General features: G+C 72.4%; 14 protein-coding genes. 3 read left to right on the top strand and 11 right to left on the bottom strand.

Annotation, left to right across the window (positions count from 1 at the left end):
* From mycP to ACFRAR_RS35530, 4 genes are all read right to left on the bottom strand, one after another.
* Positions 1–1130: type VII secretion-associated serine protease mycosin (gene mycP / locus ACFRAR_RS35545; protein WP_380703987.1), on the bottom strand; the 1130-nt coding region annotated here is incomplete at its 3' end.
* An 86-nt stretch (positions 1131–1216) separates the two neighbouring features.
* The gene (locus tag ACFRAR_RS35540; protein ID WP_380703985.1) at positions 1217–2650 is read right to left on the bottom strand and encodes a S8 family serine peptidase; all 1434 of its coding nucleotides are present in this window, start codon (positions 2648–2650) and stop codon (positions 1217–1219) included.
* A gap of 99 nt (positions 2651–2749) precedes the next feature.
* On the bottom strand, positions 2750–4411 hold the full coding sequence (locus ACFRAR_RS35535; RefSeq protein ID WP_380703982.1) for a hypothetical protein: 1662 nt from the start codon (positions 4409–4411) through the stop codon (positions 2750–2752).
* A gap of 43 nt (positions 4412–4454) precedes the next feature.
* Positions 4455–4937, bottom strand: a complete 483-nt coding sequence (locus ACFRAR_RS35530) for a hypothetical protein (RefSeq protein ID WP_380703980.1) — start codon at positions 4935–4937, stop codon at positions 4455–4457.
* Positions 4938–5504: 567 nt separating this feature from the next.
* On the opposite strand from ACFRAR_RS35530, the gene ACFRAR_RS35525 reads away from it, so the two are divergent.
* Positions 5505–7595, top strand: coding sequence for an FUSC family protein (locus ACFRAR_RS35525; RefSeq protein WP_380703978.1), 2091 nt, complete (start codon positions 5505–5507; stop codon positions 7593–7595).
* A gap of 31 nt (positions 7596–7626) precedes the next feature.
* Here ACFRAR_RS35525 and ACFRAR_RS35520 read toward each other — a convergent pair whose 3' ends face one another.
* The 7 genes from ACFRAR_RS35520 to rsmI form a co-directional block, all read right to left on the bottom strand.
* Positions 7627–9456, bottom strand: a complete 1830-nt coding sequence (locus ACFRAR_RS35520; protein WP_380703976.1) for an ABC-F family ATP-binding cassette domain-containing protein — start codon at positions 9454–9456, stop codon at positions 7627–7629.
* A gap of 164 nt (positions 9457–9620) precedes the next feature.
* Positions 9621–10541, bottom strand: a complete 921-nt coding sequence (locus ACFRAR_RS35515; RefSeq protein ID WP_380703974.1) for a 4-(cytidine 5'-diphospho)-2-C-methyl-D-erythritol kinase — start codon at positions 10539–10541, stop codon at positions 9621–9623.
* Complete coding sequence (rsmA, locus tag ACFRAR_RS35510) at positions 10538–11488, bottom strand: 16S rRNA (adenine(1518)-N(6)/adenine(1519)-N(6))-dimethyltransferase RsmA (protein WP_380703972.1); 951 nt, start codon at positions 11486–11488, stop codon at positions 10538–10540. The genes ACFRAR_RS35515 and rsmA overlap by 4 nt, the downstream gene beginning before the upstream one ends.
* A 248-nt stretch (positions 11489–11736) precedes the next feature.
* The gene (locus tag ACFRAR_RS35505; RefSeq protein ID WP_380703970.1) at positions 11737–12615 is read right to left on the bottom strand and encodes a TatD family hydrolase; all 879 of its coding nucleotides are present in this window, start codon (positions 12613–12615) and stop codon (positions 11737–11739) included.
* A 2-nt stretch (positions 12616–12617) separates the two neighbouring features.
* The gene (gene metG / locus ACFRAR_RS35500) at positions 12618–14237 is read right to left on the bottom strand and encodes a methionine--tRNA ligase (protein WP_380703968.1); all 1620 of its coding nucleotides are present in this window, start codon (positions 14235–14237) and stop codon (positions 12618–12620) included.
* A gap of 75 nt (positions 14238–14312) precedes the next feature.
* Positions 14313–14738, bottom strand: a complete 426-nt coding sequence (locus ACFRAR_RS35495) for a hypothetical protein (protein WP_380703966.1) — start codon at positions 14736–14738, stop codon at positions 14313–14315.
* Positions 14739–14974: 236 nt separating this feature from the next.
* Positions 14975–15844 carry a 16S rRNA (cytidine(1402)-2'-O)-methyltransferase gene (gene rsmI / locus ACFRAR_RS35490; RefSeq protein WP_380703964.1) on the bottom strand — a complete coding sequence of 290 codons (870 nt, stop codon included), beginning with the start codon at positions 15842–15844 and terminating at the stop codon, positions 14975–14977.
* A 105-nt stretch (positions 15845–15949) separates the two neighbouring features.
* On the opposite strand from rsmI, the gene ACFRAR_RS35485 reads away from it, so the two are divergent.
* Together ACFRAR_RS35485 and ACFRAR_RS35480 are read left to right on the top strand one after the other, a co-directional pair.
* Complete coding sequence (locus ACFRAR_RS35485; RefSeq protein ID WP_380703962.1) at positions 15950–17731, top strand: dolichyl-phosphate-mannose--protein mannosyltransferase; 1782 nt, start codon at positions 15950–15952, stop codon at positions 17729–17731.
* A 189-nt stretch (positions 17732–17920) separates the two neighbouring features.
* Positions 17921–19666 carry a penicillin-binding transpeptidase domain-containing protein gene (locus ACFRAR_RS35480; protein ID WP_380703960.1) on the top strand — a complete coding sequence of 582 codons (1746 nt, stop codon included), beginning with the start codon at positions 17921–17923 and terminating at the stop codon, positions 19664–19666.
* Positions 19667–19721: the final 55 nt, after the last annotated feature.

Genomic DNA, 19721 nt, shown 5'->3' with positions numbered 1-19721 from the left:
GACGCCTTCCCCGCCACAGGCTGCGCCGACGACGCGCCGACGGCCTCACCGGTCGGACTCCCCTCCGGAACCGGCACCGCCGACGCAGGAGACGCAGGAGACGTGGGAGACGTGGGAGCAGACCCGCTCGCGGACGGCTGCGGAGCCGCCGACGGCGTCACCGCATCAGCCGGAAGCGGCGACACGTCCGCCGGACCCGGGTCCCCCGGATCCGTCAGCGCGACGCGCGGCCGCACCGCACCGTAGCCGACGATGTCGTTGCGACCGGACCCGTCATTCGGCTTCCCCGCTGTGTTGATGAGGACCCGCAGGACCTGATTGGCCGTCCAGTTCGGATGCAACGACCACACCAAAGCCGCCGACGCGGACACCACGGCGGTCGCATCCGACGTGCCATGCCCCTTGCAGTACCCCGTGGCGCCAGGACAAGCACCGACCATGTCCATACCAGGAGCCACAAGTACGACCTGTGGCCCACGCTCGGACTCGGCGGTGACAGTGCCGTTCCGGTCCGAAGCTCCCACGCCGACCACGTTGGGCAGGGCTCCCGGGTACTCGACGATGTTCCCCTGGTCTCCGGAGTTTCCGACGCTGGAGACCACCAGCGAACCCTTTCCCCGGGCCCATGCCAAGATCTTGTTCAGCTTCTCCACATCAGCCGGAGAAGTCGTGACGGCGGCCGTTCCTTGCGAGATGTTGATGACCTTGGCACCCTGCTCGACCGCATACGTCACCGCCTGCCCGATCTGATCCAGAAAGTCAGCGGAAACCACCGCGTGCTCAGACCCGTTGGCGAACTTCAACGGAAGAATCCTGGCTCCCGGGGCGAGACCATAGGCGCCCTTTCCGCCATCCGACTTGCCGGTTCCCGCGATGAGGCTGGACATCAGCGTGCCATGGTTCTCCGCATAGGACCCGACTCCACCCGGGCTTCCGCTGAAGTCCTTGCCCGGCAGGAACTGCCCTTCCAGGTCGGGGTGATCAAGCTTGAACCCGCTGTCGATCACCGCGACCGTGACGCCCTGCCCCTTGGACACCTTCCACATCTCCGGGGCGTGCATCGCGTCCAGATGCCATTGCTGCTGCCGAATCGCGTCCTCGGCAACGGCCGGACCTACCGCAAGGCCCAAGACGCACATGCTCGCGGCTCCAAGAGCCACAGACCGACGAGCCCACATCCAGCAGTTCCCCACCCGACTCCCCCACACAGCCTGAACTACCTCGCGTACGGGTTGTCCTCCGGCGGAACGGGCGGCTGCCGGTACGACGGCGGAGGCGGCGGCACCGCCCCCATCGGCTGCTGCACCGGCACCGGCGGGACCGACGGGACCGGCGGGACCTGCGGCGCCTGAACCACCGGCTCCCCGACCGGCTTCCGCCGACGCCGCACCACCGCGAACACCGCCCCGGCCACCACCACCAGCCCGGCCACCACACCCGCCACGACCGGCAACGAGCCACCCGAACCGGACGCCTTCCCCGCCACAGGCTGCGCCGACGACGCGCCGACGGCCTCACCGGTCGGACTCCCCTCCGGAACCGGCACCGCCGACGCAGGAGACGCGGGAGCAGACCCGCTCGCGGACGGCTGCGGAGCCGCCGACGGCATCACCGCATCAGCCGGAAGCGGCGACACGTCCGCCGGACCCGGGTCCCCCGGATCCGTCAGCGCGACGCGCGGCCGCACCGCGCCGTAGCCGATGAGGTCATTCCGGGCAGCACCTTCATTCGCCTTCCCCGCGGTGTTGATGAGGACCCGCAGGACCTGATTGGCCGTCCAGTCCTTGTGGACCGCCCAGACCAGCGCCGCCGAGGCCGATACCAAGGCGGTCGAGTCTGATGTCCCGTGGCTCTTGCAGTAACCCGTTGAAGAGGTGCACGCGGAAATCATGTCCATACCGGGTGCGACAAGTGCCACTTGCGGCCCCCGCTCAGACTCCGCAGTGACAGTGCCGTTGTGATCCGAAGCCCCTACGCCGATGACATTCGGGAGCGCACCGGGATACTCGACGAGGTTCCCCTTCTCAGCCCCGTTCCCGACACTGGCGAATACCAGAACTCCCTTCGCCCGAGCCCCCGCAATGATCCCGTTCAGCTTCGCCACATCAGCCGGGAAGGCCGTCACAGCCTCGATCCCCTGCGAGATATTGATGACCTTCGCCCCTTGGTCAACCGCATACGCAATGGACTGCCCCACCTGATCGAGGAAGTCGGTCGATACAAGCGTCCCAACTTTTCCAGTATTGATCTTCAATGGGAGGATATTGACGCCTGGCGCCAGACCTTGGGCACCGGTCCCGCCGTTGCCCTTTCCTGTCCCGGCGATGAGGCTGGCGATGGCCGTGCCGTGCCCATCCGCGAACGAGCCCACACCATCGGGGCTTCCGCTGAAGTCCTTGCCCGGCAGGAACTGTCCTTTCAGGTCGGGGTGATCAAGCTTGAACCCGCTGTCGATCACCGCGACCGTGACACCCTGCCCCTTGGACACCTTCCACATCTCGGGGGCTCGCATGGCTTCCAGGTGCCACTGCTGCTGCCGAATCGTGTCCTCGGCAACCGCAGGTGCTGCGACCGGGCCGACCACGATTCCCGCCGCCAGAAGTGCCGCAGCAGCAACCCGCCAACGCGCCCGCGCGTTCGTCCGCCCCATCACAACTCCTCGTCAATCTCTCCGTCGACCGGGGAGCGTGCCCCGAACAAGCCTGCCCGGCCACTGGGGAGGCCCAGTGGCCGGGCAGTCGTTGCCGTCCTACTCAATCACGTCCGGGTTGCTCTCCGGCGTTCCGTTGGTCCAGGTCTCCTCGTCCTCGTGGAGGTAGTCGGCCCGCTTGCGGCGGTCGCGTTCCTTGCGGTTGCCGTGGCCCGCGGCCCCGGGGGCCATCATGCCGTTCTGCCTGGACTGGGCACCGCCCTCGGCGGCGCCCGCCGCACGGTTGCGCAGGCCCGTACCGCCGGGCGTGAACTCGCCGCCCGCAGTCGGGCCCTTGCGGCCGCCGACCGTGCCGCCGGTGGTCGAGGACAGACCCCGGCCGCCGCGCGAGCCGCCGCCGGCGCCGACCGCGCCACCGTGGGCGCCGCCGCCCATGCCGGGGTGCATGCCCCCACCCATGCCAGCCGGCCCGCCGACCCGGCCACCGCCCGGCCCCGCCGCCTCGCGGGCGCCGAAGACCGTCCCGCTGGGCAGACCCGGGGTACCGCCCCTCCCCTGCCCGGGACCGCCGCCGAACGGGGTCGTGCGCACCGGAATCTGGCCGCCGCCCTTGCCGGGGATGGAGCCACCGCCGCCGCCCCTGGCCGGGATGCTGCCGCCGCCGGGCCCTGCCGGGATACCGGGTATCGGGCCGCCACCGGGGATGCCGGGGCCGCCCCCCGGACCGTTCGGCCCGGACGGGTACCCGGGGAGGGTGCTCGGCCCGTCCGTCGGCAGCTGGCCGCCGCCTGGGCCGTACGGACCGGTCTGGGTCGGAAGGGTCGGCGTGGGCAGGCTGTCGAGGCCAGTGCCCGGGCGGTTGACCGGGTCCTGCGGGTGGGACGGCGGGATCGAGTTGCCCGGGTCCTGCGGCATGGGCGGCAGCTGGCCCCCGCCACCGTACGGGGGCGGGGTGTTGCCCGGGTCGGACGGGACGGGGCCGCCCGATCCCGGGTCGCGGGGCAGGACCTTTCCGCCGCCATTGCCGCCGCCACCGGGTGGCCGGACACTCCCACCGGTGCTGCTCAGACCCGTTCGAGGGTTGCGGACGTAACCGCCAGAGCCCGCGGAGCCGCCAGAGCCGCCCGAAGCATCCGACATGTCATTCCTACTACTCTCCTTGCCAGGAGTCCCCGGCAGCACCACGTCCGAAGGAATCCCGTTCAGCGTCGTCGTCGCCGCGCTGTACGCCTGCGCCAGCTTCTCCATCTGGAGAACGGCTTCCTGGTGTTCCTTGTCGACCTTCGCCTTGGCCGCGGCGAACTCCGTCGAGGTCACCCAGTCGTGGGGCGGAATCGACTTCATGTACTCGTCGGACGTCTGACCGACGACGTTCTGGGGAACGCTGACGACCTTCGGCTGACCGTTGTACTTGGCGACCGCCTGGATCTCCGTCTTCGGGGGCTCCGGCACAGCGACCTTGGCGGTGCTGAGCGCCTCGCCGGCCTGGTGCATCGCGTCACCGGCGGTCGTGGCGTGGTCGCCGATGATCTGCGCCGACTGCTGCAGGTTGTTCACCCAGGTCTTGAAGCTCTCGGCGGCCGGGCCTTCCCAGGTGACGTTGCCGACGTGCGACTTGAGCGCCGCGCTCAGTTCCCTCAGTACCCGGCCCGCCGACTGCAGTTGGGTGCCGCGGCTGAGGACCGTCGCCGGATCCGTGCTGTCCACCATTTTCCGCAGGTGGGCGTGTTCGATGCCTTCGAAGTTCGTGCTGCCTGACACTACTTGCTCCCCGTCTCCCCGTAGGACTCTCCCCGGACCACCATCAGTACCTGCCGTCGCCCGACCCGGGTGCCGCCGTGGTGTAGCCCGCGTTCTGCGCGACGCCGTTCTGCGCGGCCGTCGTGTGGTCCTCGTTGGTCGCGTAGTTGCTCGCCGTCTTCGAGACCGCCGTCTGCATCGCCTGGATCTGCGCCGCGAAGTCCTTGTGCAGTTGGACGAGCTGGGCGTGGACCTTCCCGTAGGCGGTGGTCAGGTCCGTCGCCTCGGCGAAGTCCGCGCTCGCGAAGCTCTTGCCCGTCAGCTTCTGCTCCTGAAGCTTGTAGGGCGCGGCCGGAGATCCCTCCATCGCGGCGAGCAGGGCATCGACCTTCCCGGCGAACGTCTTGAGCGTGTCGAGCTCTACCTGGACGTCCTGCTTACCGAAGGCCGACACCAGGTCACTGGCGCTGCCGTTCGTCTGTATCGTGCTGACGACGGGAGCGATGTTCACCCCGCCGAACGGCCACGGAAGCTTCTTCTCCAGCACGAACGGCGACGGGTCGTTCGAGGGCCCCTGCCCGTTCGGGGCGGTGCTCGAAGGGCTGGGCGGGGGGCTCGCCGAAGGGTCGGGCGTGGAACTCGCCGACGGGCTCGCCGGGGGACTGGGCGACGGGCTCGGGGCCGGGCTCGGCGACGGGCTCGGCGAAGGCCCCGCGGAGGGCGTCGGCGTCGGACTGGGCGAAGGGCTTGCCGAAGGGGTCGGCGTCCCCGAACTTGTTGCACCATTGCCTGCCACAGCAGTTCACCTCTCCCCCGTACGGCCGTGCCGGCCCCGGGTCCTCCCGGGGGGCGTCGGGCCGCAACACACCGTCAACTTCTGGGTCGTACCGTCCTGGTCGGCACACCGCCCGCCCTGTGGACGGCTACCGCCTCCGTCATCGTAGCCACCACCCCTGTCGGACCGGCAGGGCCCTTGGCCCGCCCGTACGCGATCGGTACGAACTTGACACGTACCGGCCGCCGGGACGGCCCTGGTTAGACTGACCCGGTACGCCCCATCTGCCGCGCAATGTCGCACAGCAGCGACCCAAGGCCGCGGAATGGACGTGACCCGATGAGCTCCCCCGACGCCACCGCCTGGTGGGCCCGAGCCGTACGGCCCGCGCGGCCGCCCCTGCCGGTGGGGCTGATGGCGCGGGCGGCGGTGGGCATGGCGGTGCCGCTGACGGTGGGGCTGCTGGCGCACCGGCTGGACCTGGGGGTGTTCGCCGGGCTCGGGGCGATGCACGCGACGATGAACGACCGCGCCGAGCCGGCTGGGCCGCGGGCGGCCCGGATCGGGACGGCCGTTCTCGCCTCCGCGGTCGGCATGCTGATCGGCACCGCCCTCCAGCACGCCGACGTGGACGGCCTGGCCCTCGGCCTCGCGCTGACGCTGACCGCCTTCGCCTCCGGCGCCCTGAGCGCGACCGGTCCGCGCGGCTCGGCGGCCGGGATGCTGCTGCTGGTGTCGGCCGCGCTGGGCAGCGGGATGCCGCTGCCGCAGCCGTGGTGGGCGGCGGCGCCGATGATGCCGGTCGGCGCCGCGTTCGTGGTGCTGCTCGGGCTGCCCGCGGGTGCGCCGAACCGGCCCGCCGCGGACCCGCGCAACCGGGCGCTGGCCGCCGCGTACGACGCGCTCGGCCGCACCCTCGCCGACCTGGGCGGGCCGCGCGCGGCCGGGTCGCGCCAGGTGCTGACGGCCCGCCTGAACCAGCTCCAGGACCTGCTCGGCACGGGCCACCGAGGCGTACGGAACCGCCGAGGCACGCGGGACCGCCAGGGACTGCGGGACCACCGAGGCGCACGGGACCGCCACGGCCTGATGTACGAGGCCGCCCTCGCCGCCACCGAGGCGGCCACCGGGCTGCTGTGGGCCCGCCGCCCCGTCCCGCCGGAGGTGGCGCAGGTGCCGAACCGGCTGGCGGCCGCCGTGCGGCGGGGCGGTGGCGAGGTCGCCGTCCCCGACTGGCGGCCCGACACCCCCTCGCGGCAGGCCCTGGACGTGGCGCTGCGCGCCGCCGCCGACACCGTGGCCGGCCGTGACGCGCGACTCGGCACCGCCCCCGAGCCCCCGCCGGACCCCTGGCGGCTGCGGGCGCGGCTGCTGTCCCGGGGGTCGACGCGGTACGGGCTGCGGGTCGCGCTGTGCATCGCGGTCGGCTCGGCGGTCACCGCCAACTACCCGCTCAGCAAGAGTTACTGGGTGCCCATGACGATCGCCTTCGTGCTCAAGCCCGACCTCGGTTCGGTGTTCCTGCGCGCGGTGAGCCGTTCGATCGGCACGGTGCTCGGGGTGGCCGTGACCGCGGCGCTGCTGACGGCCACCACCGACGAGTGGGCGCTGACCGCGATGGCCGCGCTCTGCGTGGCCCTGCTCCCGTACGCGACGGCGGCGCACTACGGGCTGAACACCGTGGTGATGACGCCGATGGCGCTGATCCTGCTGCAGCTCGGCGGGCAGAGCGGCGCCGCCGAGTTCCGGCCCCGGGTCCTGGACTCCGTGCTGGCCAGCGTGATCGTCCTGCTCTTCGGCTACCTGCTGTGGCCGGAGCGCCCGCGCCACCGGATCGAGCCCAGGCTGGTCGCCGCGGCGACGGCCCTGCGCGCCTACCTCGACGCCGTCGTCGAGGACGCCACCACCGTCGAACGCGCCGCACCCGAGCCCGGCACCGCCCAGGTGTGGCTGCGCCGCACGGCCTACCGCTCGCTGGCGGACGCCCGCCAGGAGGTGCGGCAGGGGCTGTCCGAGCCGCCGCCCACCGGCCGGCTGGCCGAGCTCTGGCTGCCGGCGACGGCGGCGCTGGAGCGGCTGGGCGGCGCGGTGGCGGCGTTCGCGGCGCAGATCCGGTACGGCGGCCGGGTGCCGGATCCGGCCGAGGTCGACCGGGTCCGGCGCTCACTGGACGAGCTGACGGCCGCTGCCCGGGCGCACCAGCCGCCGACGGACCAGGCGGCCCCGACGGCCCCGGCGAACCAGGCGAACCAGGCGAACCAGGCGAACCCGACGGACCAGGCGACCCCGACGGACCAGACAGCCCTGGGGACCCCGACGGACCAGACAGCCCCGGGGACCCCGACGGACCCCACCGCCCCGCACGACCCCACGCGCAGCGCCCTGGGCCGCGCTGCGGAGGAGCTCGAAACGCTCCTCCGCCGCGCGTAGGCCCCTGGGCCCTGGGCCCACCAGGAGGGAATCAGACCTGCTCGGCCAGCTCCAGCCAGCTCATCTCCAGCTCCTCCTTCTCCTCCCGGACCCCGCGCAGCTGCGCGTCCAGCTCCGCGACCTTGGAGAAGTCGGCGGCGTGCTCGGCGAGTTGGGCGTGCAGCTTGGACTCCTTCTCGTCCAGCTTGGCGATCTGCCGCTCCAGCTTCTGCATCTCCTTCTTCGCCGCCCGCAGGTCCCCGCCGGAGAGCCCGGCGGTGGCAGCGGACGTCTCGGCCGAAGCCGCCGCGGGAGCCGCCGCCGAAGCGGCCGCGGCGGCCGCGGCCGCCATCCGGGCCCGGCGCTCCAGGTACTCATCCACGCCGTTCGGCAGCATCCGCATCTTCTTGTCGCCGAGCAGCGCGTGGACGGTGTCCGTGGTGCGCTCGATGAAGAAGCGGTCGTGGCTGATGACGATCATCGAGCCGGGCCAGCCGTCGAGCAGGTCCTCCAGCTGGTTGAGCGTCTCGATGTCCAGGTCGTTGGTCGGCTCGTCCAGGAACAGCACGTTGGGCTCGTCCATCAGCAGCCGCAGCAGCTGGAGCCGGCGCCGCTCACCACCGGACAGGTCGCCGACCGGCGTCCACTGCTTGTCCTTGCCGAAGCCGAACTGCTCGCACAGCTGGCCCGCGCTCATCTCCCGGCCCTTGCCGAGGTCGACCCGCGAGCGGACCTGCTCGATGGCCTGGAGCACCCGGGTCGCCGGGTCCAGTTCGGCGACCTCCTGGGAGAGGTACGCCAGTCGTACGGTCTTGCCGACCTTGATCACGCCCGAGGTCGGCTGGACGTCGCCCTCCGAGGCGTACGCGTCGCGCATCGCGCGCAGCAGCGAGGTCTTGCCGGCGCCGTTGACGCCGAGCAGGCCGATCCGGTCGCCGGGGCCGAGCTGCCAGGTGAGGTTCTCCAGCAGCAGCTTCGGGCCGGCCTTGACGGTCACGTCCTCCAGGTCGAAGACCGTCTTCCCGAGCCGCGCGTTGGCGAACTTCATCAGCTCGGACTTGTCGCGCGGATCCGGCACGTCCGCGATCAGGGCGTTGGCGGCCTCGATCCGGTAGCGCGGCTTGGAGGTGCGGGCGGGGGCGCCGCGGCGCAGCCAGGCCAGCTCCTTGCGGGCCATGTTCTGGCGCTTCTGCTCCTCGACGGCCTCGATCCGGGAGCGCTCGGCGCGGGCGAAGACGTAGTCGGAGTAGCCGCCCTCGTACTCGTGCACCTCGCCGTGCTGGACGTCCCACATCCGGGTGCAGACCTGGTCGAGGAACCAGCGGTCGTGGGTGACGCAGACCAGCGCGGAGCGGCGCTTCTGCAGGTGCTGGGCGAGCCAGTTGATGCCCTCGACGTCGAGGTGGTTGGTGGGCTCGTCGAGGATGATCAGTTCCGGGGAGCCGAGCAGCAGCTTGGCGAGGGCGATCCGGCGGCGCTCGCCGCCGGAGAGCGGGCCGATGACGGTGTCCAGGCCGTCGGCGAAGCCGGGCAGATCGAGGCCGCCGAAGAGGCCTTCGATGATGTCGCGGATCCGGGCGTCGCCGAGCCATTCGTGGTCGGCCCGGTCGGCGATCACCTCGTGCCGGATGGTCGCCTTCGGGTCGAGCGAGTCGTGCTGGGTGAGGACGGCCGGTTCGAGGCCGCCGTTCCAGGTGATCCGGCCGCCGTCGGGCTCCTCCAGCTTGGCGAGCATCCGGATCAGGGTGGTCTTGCCGTCGCCGTTGCGGCCGACGACGCCGATCCGGTCGCCCTCGCTGACGCCCAGGCTGACCGCGTCCAGCAGGGTGCGAGTGCCGTAGACCTTCGTGACGGACTCGATGGTGGCGAGGTTGACGGCCACGTGTGCTGCGCTCCTGGGTTCGGGGGTCTCGGGGCGGCCCACGGCTCGACGGCCGGGCACCCCGCTCGGGGGCACCCCGATCTCCCCAGCCTAATGGGCCCGCCGGAACACCTTCACCGCGTCAGCCCGCCCGGAACACCTCGGCGGCCCCCACCCCGGGCGCCTCAGCCCGCCACCACGGACGCGCCCGGCACCGGCCCGTGCGTGGCGTGTGCGGTCCGGCAGGTGCCGGAGGCCCGCAGCGCCGCGGCCACGGCGGCGGCCGCTTCGGCGTCCTTGACGAGGAAGGCGCAGGTCGGCCCGGAGCCGGAGACCAGCGCCCCGAGCGCGCCCGCCTCGGTGCCGACCCGCAGGGTGGCGGCGAGCGCGGGGCGCAGCGAGAGCGCGGCGGGCTGGAGGTCGTTGGCGAGCGCGGCGGCCAGGGCGACGGTGTCGCCCTGGGCGAGGGCCGCGAGCAGCGCCGGGTCGGCCTCGGGGGTGGGCACGTCGGTGTCGCTGGAGCCGGTGCCGGCCTCCTCGCGCAGCCGGTCGCACTCGCGGAACACGGCGGGGGTGGACAGGCCGCCCGCGGCGACCGCGAAGACCCAGTGGTGGGTGCCCTCGACGGCCAGCGGTTCCAGGATCTCGCCCCGGCCGCGGCCCAGCGCGACGCCGCCGAGCAGGGCGAACGGCACGTCGGAGCCGAGTTCGGCGGCCAGTTCCAGCAGCACCGGGAGCGGGGTGTCCAGCTTCCACAGCGCGTCGCAGGCGACCAGCGCCGCCGCGCCGTCGGCGCTGCCGCCGGCCATGCCGCCGGCCACCGGGATGGCCTTGGCGATGTGCAGGTGCACGCCCGGGTCGGCGATGCCGTGGTGGGCGGCGAGCAGCCGGGCGGCGCGGGCGGCGAGGTTGCTGTCGTCCAGCGGGACGACGGCGGCGTCCGGGCCGGTGCAGCTCAGGGTGACGCCCTCTCCCGCCGAGGCGGTGACCTCGTCGCCGAGGGCGACGGCGAAGAAGACGTTGGTCAGGTCGTGGAAGCCGTCGGCGCGCAGGCCGCCGACCCCCAGCTGGACGTTGACCTTGGCCGGAACCCGTACGGTGATCACACAGTGTCCTTAGCAGGCTTGTGCTCGACGACGGCAGGCTCGTGCTCGGCGACATCAGGCTTGTGCTCGGCGATCGCGGCGAACTGTTCCACCGTGAGCATCTCGCCGCGCAGCTTGTGGTCGATGCCGGCGGCCGCGAGTGCCTGCTCGGCCCCGGCGGCGGAGCCCGCCCAGCCGGCCAGCGCGGCGCGCAGGGTCTTGCGCCGCTGGGCGAACGCGGCGTCGACCACCGCGAACACCTCCTGGCGGCTGGCGGTGGTCTTCGGCGGCTCGCGGCGGATCAGCGAGACCAGCCCGGAGTCGACGTTGGGGGCGGGCCAGAACACGTTGCGTCCGATGGCACCGGCCCGCTTCACCTCGGCGTACCAGTTGGCCTTGACCGACGGGACGCCGTACACCTTGTTGCCCGGCTTGGCGGCGAGCCGGTCGGCGACCTCGCTCTGCACCATCACCAGGGTGCGCTCGATGCTGGGGAAGGTCGCCAGCATGTGCAGCAGGACGGGCACGGCCACGTTGTACGGGAGGTTGGCGACCAGCGCCGTGGGCGCCGGCCCGGGCAGCTCGGTGACCTCCATGGCGTCGCTGAACACCAGGTCGAAGGAGCCGGCCTTGTCGGGCATCCGGGCGGCGACGGTGTCCGGCAGGTGCCGCGCCAGCACCGGGTCGATCTCGACCGCCGTGACGTGCCGCGCCACCTCCAGCAGCGCCAGCGTGAGCGAGCCGAGCCCGGGCCCGACCTCCACCACCGCGTCCTGCTCCGTCACCTCGGCGGCCCGGACGATCCGCCGCACGGTGTTGCCGTCGATGACGAAGTTCTGCCCGCGCTGCTTGGTCGGCTTCACGCCGAACGCGGCCGCCAGCTCCCGGATGTCGGCGCTGCCCAGCAGGGGGGTCCCCCCGGCCGGAGGCTGGGGGCGGCTGTCAGGGGTGGGGTCGGTGGTGCTCACGCGCCAAGGATACGGGCGCGGGGAGCCCTCGGAGTTCGACGGCCTCGACGAGATCGATCTCCACGGGGTACGGCACCGAGGTGCGGAGCACGCCCTCGTGCCGGGCGAAGTCCCACGCGAAGAGGGGTCCACGTCCTCGAGCCGCTCGTGGGTCCAGCCGTGGGACGGCGGATCCGTCCGCTCGCACCACATGCGCCCGAGCCTGACGGGCGGGTGGGAGTGGCGAACGGAGTCCTCAGACCCGGCCCTCAGTACCCGAAGGCCCGCGCCGTGTTCGCCGCGACGGCCGCCGACAGCTCGTCCTCGTGCAGCCCGAGGGTCGCGGCCATCGAGCGCACCGTGACCGGGATCAGGTACGGGGCGTTCGGGCGGCCGCGGTAGGGGTGCGGGGTGAGGAACGGGGCGTCGGTCTCGACCAGGATCCGGTCCAGCGGGGTGGCGAGCAGGGCGTCGCGCAGCGGCTGGTTGGCCTTGAAGGTGACCGGGCCGGCGAAGGAGAGGTACCAGCCGTGCTCGGCGCAGATCTTCGCCATCTCCGCGTCACCGGAGTAGCAGTGGAAGACCGTGCGCTCCGGGGCGCCCTCCGCCAGCAGGACGGCGATGACGTCCTCGTGGGCGTCCCGGTCGTGGATGACCAGGGCCTTGCCGTGCCGCTTGGCCATCTCGATGTGGCGGCGGAACGACTCCTTCTGGATCTCCACGCCCTCCGGCCCGGTGCGGAAGTAGTCCAGGCCGGTCTCGCCGACGGCGAGCACCTGGGGCAGGGCGGCCAGCGCGTCGATCTCGGCGAGCGCCTCGTCCAGCGCCGCCTGCCCGCCCGCGAGCCGCTGCTGTCCGGACCACCCGTCGGCGTCACCGAGGAAGATCCGCGGCGCCTCGTTGGGGTGCAGGGCGACGGCCGCGTGCACCTGCTCGTACCGCGCCGCCAGGTCGGCGGCCCAGCGCGAGCCGGGCACGTCGCAGCCCACCTGGACCACCGTGGTGACCCCGACCGAGGCGGCCTTCGCCAGGCCCTCGTCCGGGGTGCCGGCCTGCATGTCCAGGTGGGTGTGCGAGTCGGCCACCGCCACGGCCAGGGGTTCCGGCAGCGGCGGCGGGGTCGACCGGTCGTCGTCCTTCTTGGCCATGGTCAGGCGGTCGGCTTCTCTTCGAGGCGCGGGAACAGGATCTCGCCCTTGGTGACGGTGGCGCCGACGGGCAGCCGGCCCCAGTCAGCGGTGGTGGCGACGTGCTGGTCGGCGAGCGCGCCGAGGCCCTCGGCGGCGCCCAGCGAGGCCCACAGCTTCTCGGCGGTGGACGGCATCACCGGGTTGAGCAGCACGGCGGTGCCGCGCAGCGCCTCGGCGGCGGTGTAGAGGATGGTGGCCAGGCGGGCCTGCCCCTCCTCGGACTCGTCCTTGGCGACCTTCCACGGCTCCTGCGTGGTGAGGTAGCCGTTGACCTGCTTGACGAACTCGAAGATCGCCGCGAGGCCGCCGGCGAAGTCCAGCTCCTCGCCGATCTTGGCGTCGGCGGCGGCGACGGCCGCGGCCAGCCCGTCCGCGACGGCCTGCTCGGCCTCGCCCGCGGCGGTGGCGGCCGGGAGCGTCCCGCCGAAGTACTTGCCGACCATCGCGGCGACCCGGGAGGCCAGGTTGCCGAAGTCGTTGGCGAGCTCGGAGGTGTACCGGGCGGTGAAGTCCTCCCAGGAGAACGAGCCGTCGGTGCCGAACGGGATCGCCCGCAGGAAGTAGTAGCGGTACGCGTCCACGCCGAAGTGCGAGGTGAGGTCGGTGGGCGCGATGCCGGTCAGGTTGGACTTGGACATCTTCTCGCCGCCGACCATCAGCCAGCCGTTGGCGACGACCCGCTTGGGCAGCGGCAGCCCGGCGGCCATCAGCATGGCGGGCCAGATGACGGCGTGGAAGCGCAGGATGTCCTTGCCGACCAGGTGGACGGAGGCGGGCCACAGCTCGGCGAAGCGCTCCGGGTCGCTGCCGTAGCCGGCCGCGGTGATGTAGTTCTGCAGCGCGTCCACCCACACGTACAGGACGTGCTTCTCGTCCCAGGGCAGCGGAACGCCCCAGTTGAAGGTGGAGCGGGAGATCGAGAGGTCCTGCAGGCCCTGCTCGACGAAGCGCAGCACCTCGTTGCGGGCGGACTCGGGAGCGATGAAGCCGGGGTTCTCGGAGTAGAACTCCAGCAGCTTCTCGGTGTACGCGGACAGGCGGAAGAAGTAGTTCTCCTCCTCCAGCCACTCCACCGGCTTCTTGTGGATCGGGCAGAGCTTCTCGCCCTCGGTGGCGCCGTCGAGCAGCTCGTTGGGGAGCTTGTACTCCTCGCAGCCGACGCAGTACGGGCCGGAGTAGCCGCCCTTGTAGATCTCGCCCTTGTCGAACAGGTCCTGGACGAACTCCTGCACCCGGGCGGTGTGCCGGTCCTCGGTGGTGCGGATGAAGTCGTCGTTGGCGATCTCCAGGTGCTGCCAGAGCGGCTTCCAGGCCTCCTCGACCAGCTTGTCGCACCACTCCTGCGGGGTGACGCCGTTCGCCTCGGCGGTCCGCATGATCTTCTGACCGTGTTCGTCGGTGCCGGTCAGGTACCACACCTTCTCGCCGCGCTGGCGGTGCCAGCGGGTGAGGACGTCGCCCGCCACGGTGGTGTACGCGTGGCCCAGGTGCGGGCGATCGTTGACGTAGTAGATCGGGGTGGAAACGTAGTACGCCGGGGCACTCGCCCCGGTGGTGCTGTGGTCTGCAGTGGCCGCCATGGTCGGAAAGCTTAGTCGGGCGCGCGGACCGCCCTCGACCGAGTTGTCTCCCGGCCGGGAGCGGTCCCTCCCCCGTCAGCCGAGCAGCCGCGACCAGAACCGGGCCCAGCGCCCGCGCGGCCGGGTGGGCTCGGCCGCCGGGGGCGCCCCGGCCGGTTCGGCGTGGGCGGGGTAGCCGGGCGCGTGCTGCCAGGCCTGGTCGGCGGAGGCGACCCGGCCCTCGCGCATGATCCGCACCGTGTGGCCGCCGCAGCCCGGGCAGGCCGGCTGGAGGAGCGGTGACGGCACCCGGACGCCGTTGGCGTGGTACTCGAACACGACGTGCCCGTCCTTGGCCACGTGGTGCTCGATGTCGTACGCCTGCTCCCAGCCGTACCCGCAGCGCAGGCACGCGAAGGAGTAGGCCTCCCGTACGGTCTCGACGGGAGTGTGCGGCCGGCCGGCCAGGCCGGCGGTGCTCAGTGCGCTGCCATTGCGGGGGCTACCGACAACATCGCTCATGGCCGTCTCCCAGCGCCCGCCGGGCGCTCGCCCGGCTGGGTCTTTCCCTTCCAGGAAATGCCCGGACCGCCCCGGCCGACGCCCCGCTTGTGAAGACTTGGATGCACGTTGGTCAGACCTATACGAAAATCCTCGTGGGGTCCGGGGAGTGCGACCGAAACTTCAGCTCAGCGGGTGTTTAACCGGGGCCTTCTCTCCACGGTACGACTCCCCGTGAGCATCGCAACCCCCGGTGTTCACCCCTTTTTCGGGCCTCCCTCCAGCCCCTCCTTCTTCGCCGCCACGACCGCGTCGAAGACCTCCCGCTTGGGCAGCGAGAGCTCCACCGCGACGGCCGCGATGGCCTCCTTGCGCCGTTCCCCCGCCTCCTCCCGCACGGCCACCAGCCGGGCCAGCTCGGCCGGGGTCAGCTCCTCGGGGGCGGCCGGCGGGGCGCCCGCGACCACGACGGTGATCTCGCCCTTGACGCCCTCGGCCGCCCAGGCGGCCAGCTCGCCGATCGGGCCGCGCTTGACCTCCTCGTAGGTCTTGGTGAGCTCGCGGCAGACGGCGGCCGGGCGCTCCGGCCCGAACGCCTCGGCCATCGCGGACAGCGCCTCGGCGATCCGGTGCGGCGCCTCGAAGAACACCATGGTGCGCGGCTCGGCGGCGATCGAGGCGAGCTGCCGGGCCCGGTCACCGGTCTTGCGGGGCAGGAAGCCCTCGAAGGTGAAGCGGTCCACCGGCAGGCCGGACAGCGCGAGCGCGGTGAGCACCGCCGAGGGGCCGGGCACGGCGGTGACCTTGAGGTCGGCCGCGACGGCGGCGGCGACCAGCCGGTAGCCGGGGTCGGAGACCGAGGGCATGCCGGCGTCGGTCACCAGCAGCACCCGGGCGCCGCCGAGCAGCGCCTCGACCAGTTCGGGGGTGCGGCCGACCTCGTTGCCCTCGAAGTAGGAGACCACCCGGCCGGCCGGGGTGACCCCGAGCGCCTGGGTGAGCCGGCGCAGCCGGCGGGTGTCCTCCGCCGCGATGACGTCCGCCGTGGCCAGTTCGTGGACCAGTCGGGGCGGGGCGTCCGAGACGTCGCCGATGGGGGTGCCTGCGAGAACGAGTACTCCTGTCACGGACCCCATCCTTGCAGCTGCCCGCCGCCGGAGCTTTTGGTGACGATTCGGTCAGCTTCCGAGGGAGCGGTCACACGTGCGAAGAGCGCCCCTACGATGTGGCGGATGAACGGCGACACGGCGGCGCAGACGCCCACTGGTACAGACCACTCCGCGGTCGGCGGCGTCGGCCTGCCGTCCCCCCGCTCACCGGAGGCCGGGCCGGCCGGCTGGCGCGAACGCCTGGCCCGGTACGGCTACACCGCCCGGCCCGGGGCGACGCTCACCGAGCGGCTGGCCCCGCCGATGCCGGACGGCCCCCGGGTGACGCCCCGGGACGTGCCGCAGTCCCCGCTGCTGCTGCGGATGGGCCTCTCGCTGCCGCAGGGCCTCTGGTACTTCCTCTGCCGCTGGGCCGGCTGGCTGGGCCCGGTCGCGGTGGCGGTGTTCGCCGGGATCCTGCGGTTCACCGACCTCGGCCAGCCGCACGCGATCATCTTCGACGAGACGTACTACGCCAAGGACGCCTACGCGCTCTGGCACGGCGGCTACGAGATCAACTGGCCGGAAGACGCCAACGCCACGATCATGACGCCGGGCGCGGCCGTCCCGTACCGGGCGACGCCCTCGTACGTGGTCCATCCCCCGGTGGGCAAGTGGATCATCGGCGTGGGTGAGCAGCTGTTCGGCATGAACCCCTTCGGCTGGCGGTTCGCGGTGGCCCTGCTCGGCACCCTGTCGGTGCTGATGCTGGCCCGGATCGCCCGCCGGATGTTCCGCTCCACCCTGCTGGGCTGCGTGGCGGGCCTGCTGCTCGCGGTGGACGGCCTGCACCTGGTGCTCAGCCGGGCCGCCCTGCTCGACCTGGTGGTGATGTTCTGGACCCTCGCCGCCTTCGGCTTCCTGGCGCTGGACCGCGACCGCACCCGGGCCCTGCTGGCCGAGAAGCTGGGCGGCGTCGCGAACCCGGAACTCGCCCGGCGGCTGAACCTGGGCTGGCGCCCGTACCGGATCGCGGCCGGCGTCTGCGTCGGCCTGACCGGCGCCACCAAGTGGAGCGGCCTGTACGTCCTGGCGGCCTTCGGCCTGATGACCGTGCTCTGGGACGTCGGCGCCCGCCGGCTGGCCGGTGCCCCGCGCCCCTACCTGACCGTGCTCGCCCGGGACGTGGTGCCGGCCTTCGTCTCGGTCGCCGTGGTCTCGGTCGCGACCTACATCGCCTCCTGGTGGGGCTGGTTCGCCAGCAGCACCGCCCCCGGGCAGGGCGGCTGGGGCCGGGACTGGGCGGTCGGCCGCAGCACCGACTTCCCGTGGATACCCGAGGGCCTGCGCGCCCTGTGGCACTACCACACGACGGTCTACGACTTCCACGTCGGCCTGAGCGACCCCCACACCTACCAGTCCAACCCGTGGTCCTGGCTGGTGCTGGGCCGGCCGGTGTCCTTCTTCTACGAGTCCCCCAAGGCCGGCCAGGCCGGCTGCACCGCCGCCGACTGCGCCCGCGAGGTGCTGGGCATCGGCACCCCGCTGCTGTGGTGGACGGGCATCGCGGCGCTGGTCTACTGCCTGTGGCGGTGGGTGCTGCGGCGGGACTGGCGGGCCGGCGCGCTGCTCTGCGGCCTGGCGGCCGGCTACCTGCCCTGGTTCCTCTTCCAGGAGCGGACGATCTTCCTCTTCTACGCGGTGGCCTTCGTCCCGTTCCTGGTGCTGGCGGTGACGATGCTGATCGGCGCCCTGATCGGACCGGCCGACGCCTCCCGGGACCGCCGGATCATCGGCTCCACGGCGGCCGGCCTGCTGGTCCTGCTGATCGTCTGGAACTTCCTGTTCTTCTATCCGCTGTTCACCGGGCAGACCATCCCGCTGGAGGACTGGCGCCGCCGGATGTGGTTCACCACCTGGATCTGACCCTCCCCGGCCCGGCGCACACCCGGTCCCCACGAATCGTCCGCACCCGGTGCGGGGCACGTACCAGATCCGTCACAAGTGCCGGTCCATTCGCCGACGCACCGATCGGCGCTGCCTAGGGTGGTGGGGTACCGCGTTTCCGGCCCCGCCGGTTGCGCCCGGCCGCGAGACCCCTGGGGGACCTGCACCATGCGCAGTGGCGCGAAGATCGGCATCATCACCGGCGTGTCCATCGCCGTCCTCGCGGGCGGCGGTTACGGCGTGTACAGCCTGGTGGGCGACTCGGGCGGCGGCTCCGGTGCCAAGAAGCCGCGCACCGTGGTCGCCGAACCGCCGACGACCGAGCAGGCCACCGCCGGCATGAAGGACTTCCTGACCGCCTGGCAGGCCGGCGACATCGCCAAGGCGGCCTCGCTGACCGACGACCCGGCCGCCGCCACCACTGCCCTGACGGCCTTCCGGGACCAGGTCAAGCCGAGCGCGCTGACCCTCACCCCGTTCGGCGAGACCACCCAGCAGGTCTTCTCCGCCGCCACCGGCACCCCCGCCCCGCCCGCCAAGCCGTCCGCCGGGGCCTCCGCGACACCGGGCGCCGACGACACGCCGTCCGCCACCGCCACGCCCGGGCCGACCGGCAAGCTGATGTCCTACAAGGCGCGCGCCGAGTTCGCGGGCACCAGCCGGGTCTGGGACTACCAGGGCTTCCTGGGCGTCGTGAAGATGAGCGACAACACCCCGGCCGTGCACTGGGCGCCGTCGGTGATCCACCCCCACCTGTCCGGCAACGAGACCATCGCCGTCCAGCCGGTCTTCGCCCCGCCGTCCACCGTGGTGGACCGCAACGGCAAGCCGATCCAGGGCACCTCGCTCACAGCGGCGCTGATGAGCACCCTCCAGGACAACGCCAACAAGCTGCTGCCGCCGGACCCGAACAAGGAGCAGGACGCGGGCAGCGCGGTGGTGGTCTCCGACCCGTCCGGCAAGGGCCCCCAGGACAAGCTGTTCACCATCGTCGAGCCGAAGCCCGGCAAGCCGTTCAAGGTGACCATCGACAACACCCTCCAGGCCGCCGCCGAGAAGGCGATGACCGACCTGGGCGGCAAGCCCGGCTCCATCGTGGCGGTCGAGCCGAGCACCGGTCAGGTGCTGGCCTTCGCCAACTCCCCGGCCACCGGCCAGAACCGGGCCTTCACCGGGCTGCTCGCGCCCGGCTCGACGATGAAGATCGTCACCTCGGCGGCGCTGCTGGAGAACGGGATCAACCCGGACACCGTGGTGGCCTGCCCGGAGAAGAGCAGCAACGCGGTGGCGATCCCGAACGACTTCCCGGGCGCCTTCCCGAACAACACGCTCCAGCAGGACTTCATGGTGTCCTGCAACACGGCCTTCATCAACCAGGGCCTGACCAGCCTCAAGCCCGACACGCTCTCCGGCATCGCCAAGGACGCGTTCGGCATCGGCCTGGAGTGGAAGACCGGCCTGCCGAACGCCGACGGCAAGGTCCCGGCGGTGCCGGGCAGCAAGGACGAGCAGGCCATGAACTACATCGGCCAGGGCAAGGTCCAGATGAACCCGCTGGCCATCGCCTCGATCACCGCGACCGTCCAGAGCGGGGCGTTCAAGCAGCCGATCCTGGTCGCCGGTCTGCCGCAGCAGGCCGCCGCCCGGCAGATCTCGCCGGACGTCGCCGCCAAGCTGCGCGCGATGATGAACGCCACCGCCACGGGCGGCACGGCCAGCCAGGTGATGGCCGGGATCACCGACAACGCGGGTGCCAAGACCGGCTCCGCCGAGGTCCAGGGCGCGTCCGTCACCAACAGCTGGTTCACCGCCTTCCGCGGCAACCTCGCGGTGGCCGCCGAGGTCCAGGGCGGCGGCCACGGTGTGGACGCGGCCGGCCCGGCCGTCGCCTCCATCCTGAAGGCCGGCCGCTGAGCCCGGACGGCTCCGGCAACGCCGCGGCCCGCCCCGCCTCCCGGCAGGGCGGGCC

Origin of the sequence: Kitasatospora sp. NPDC056651, from assembly GCF_042792155.1 — a bacterium.
In the GTDB taxonomy this organism is placed as follows: domain Bacteria; phylum Actinomycetota; class Actinomycetes; order Streptomycetales; family Streptomycetaceae; genus Kitasatospora.
The sequence above is the reverse complement of the archived record's forward strand: the minus strand, read 5'-3'. Positions and strand labels throughout refer to the sequence as shown.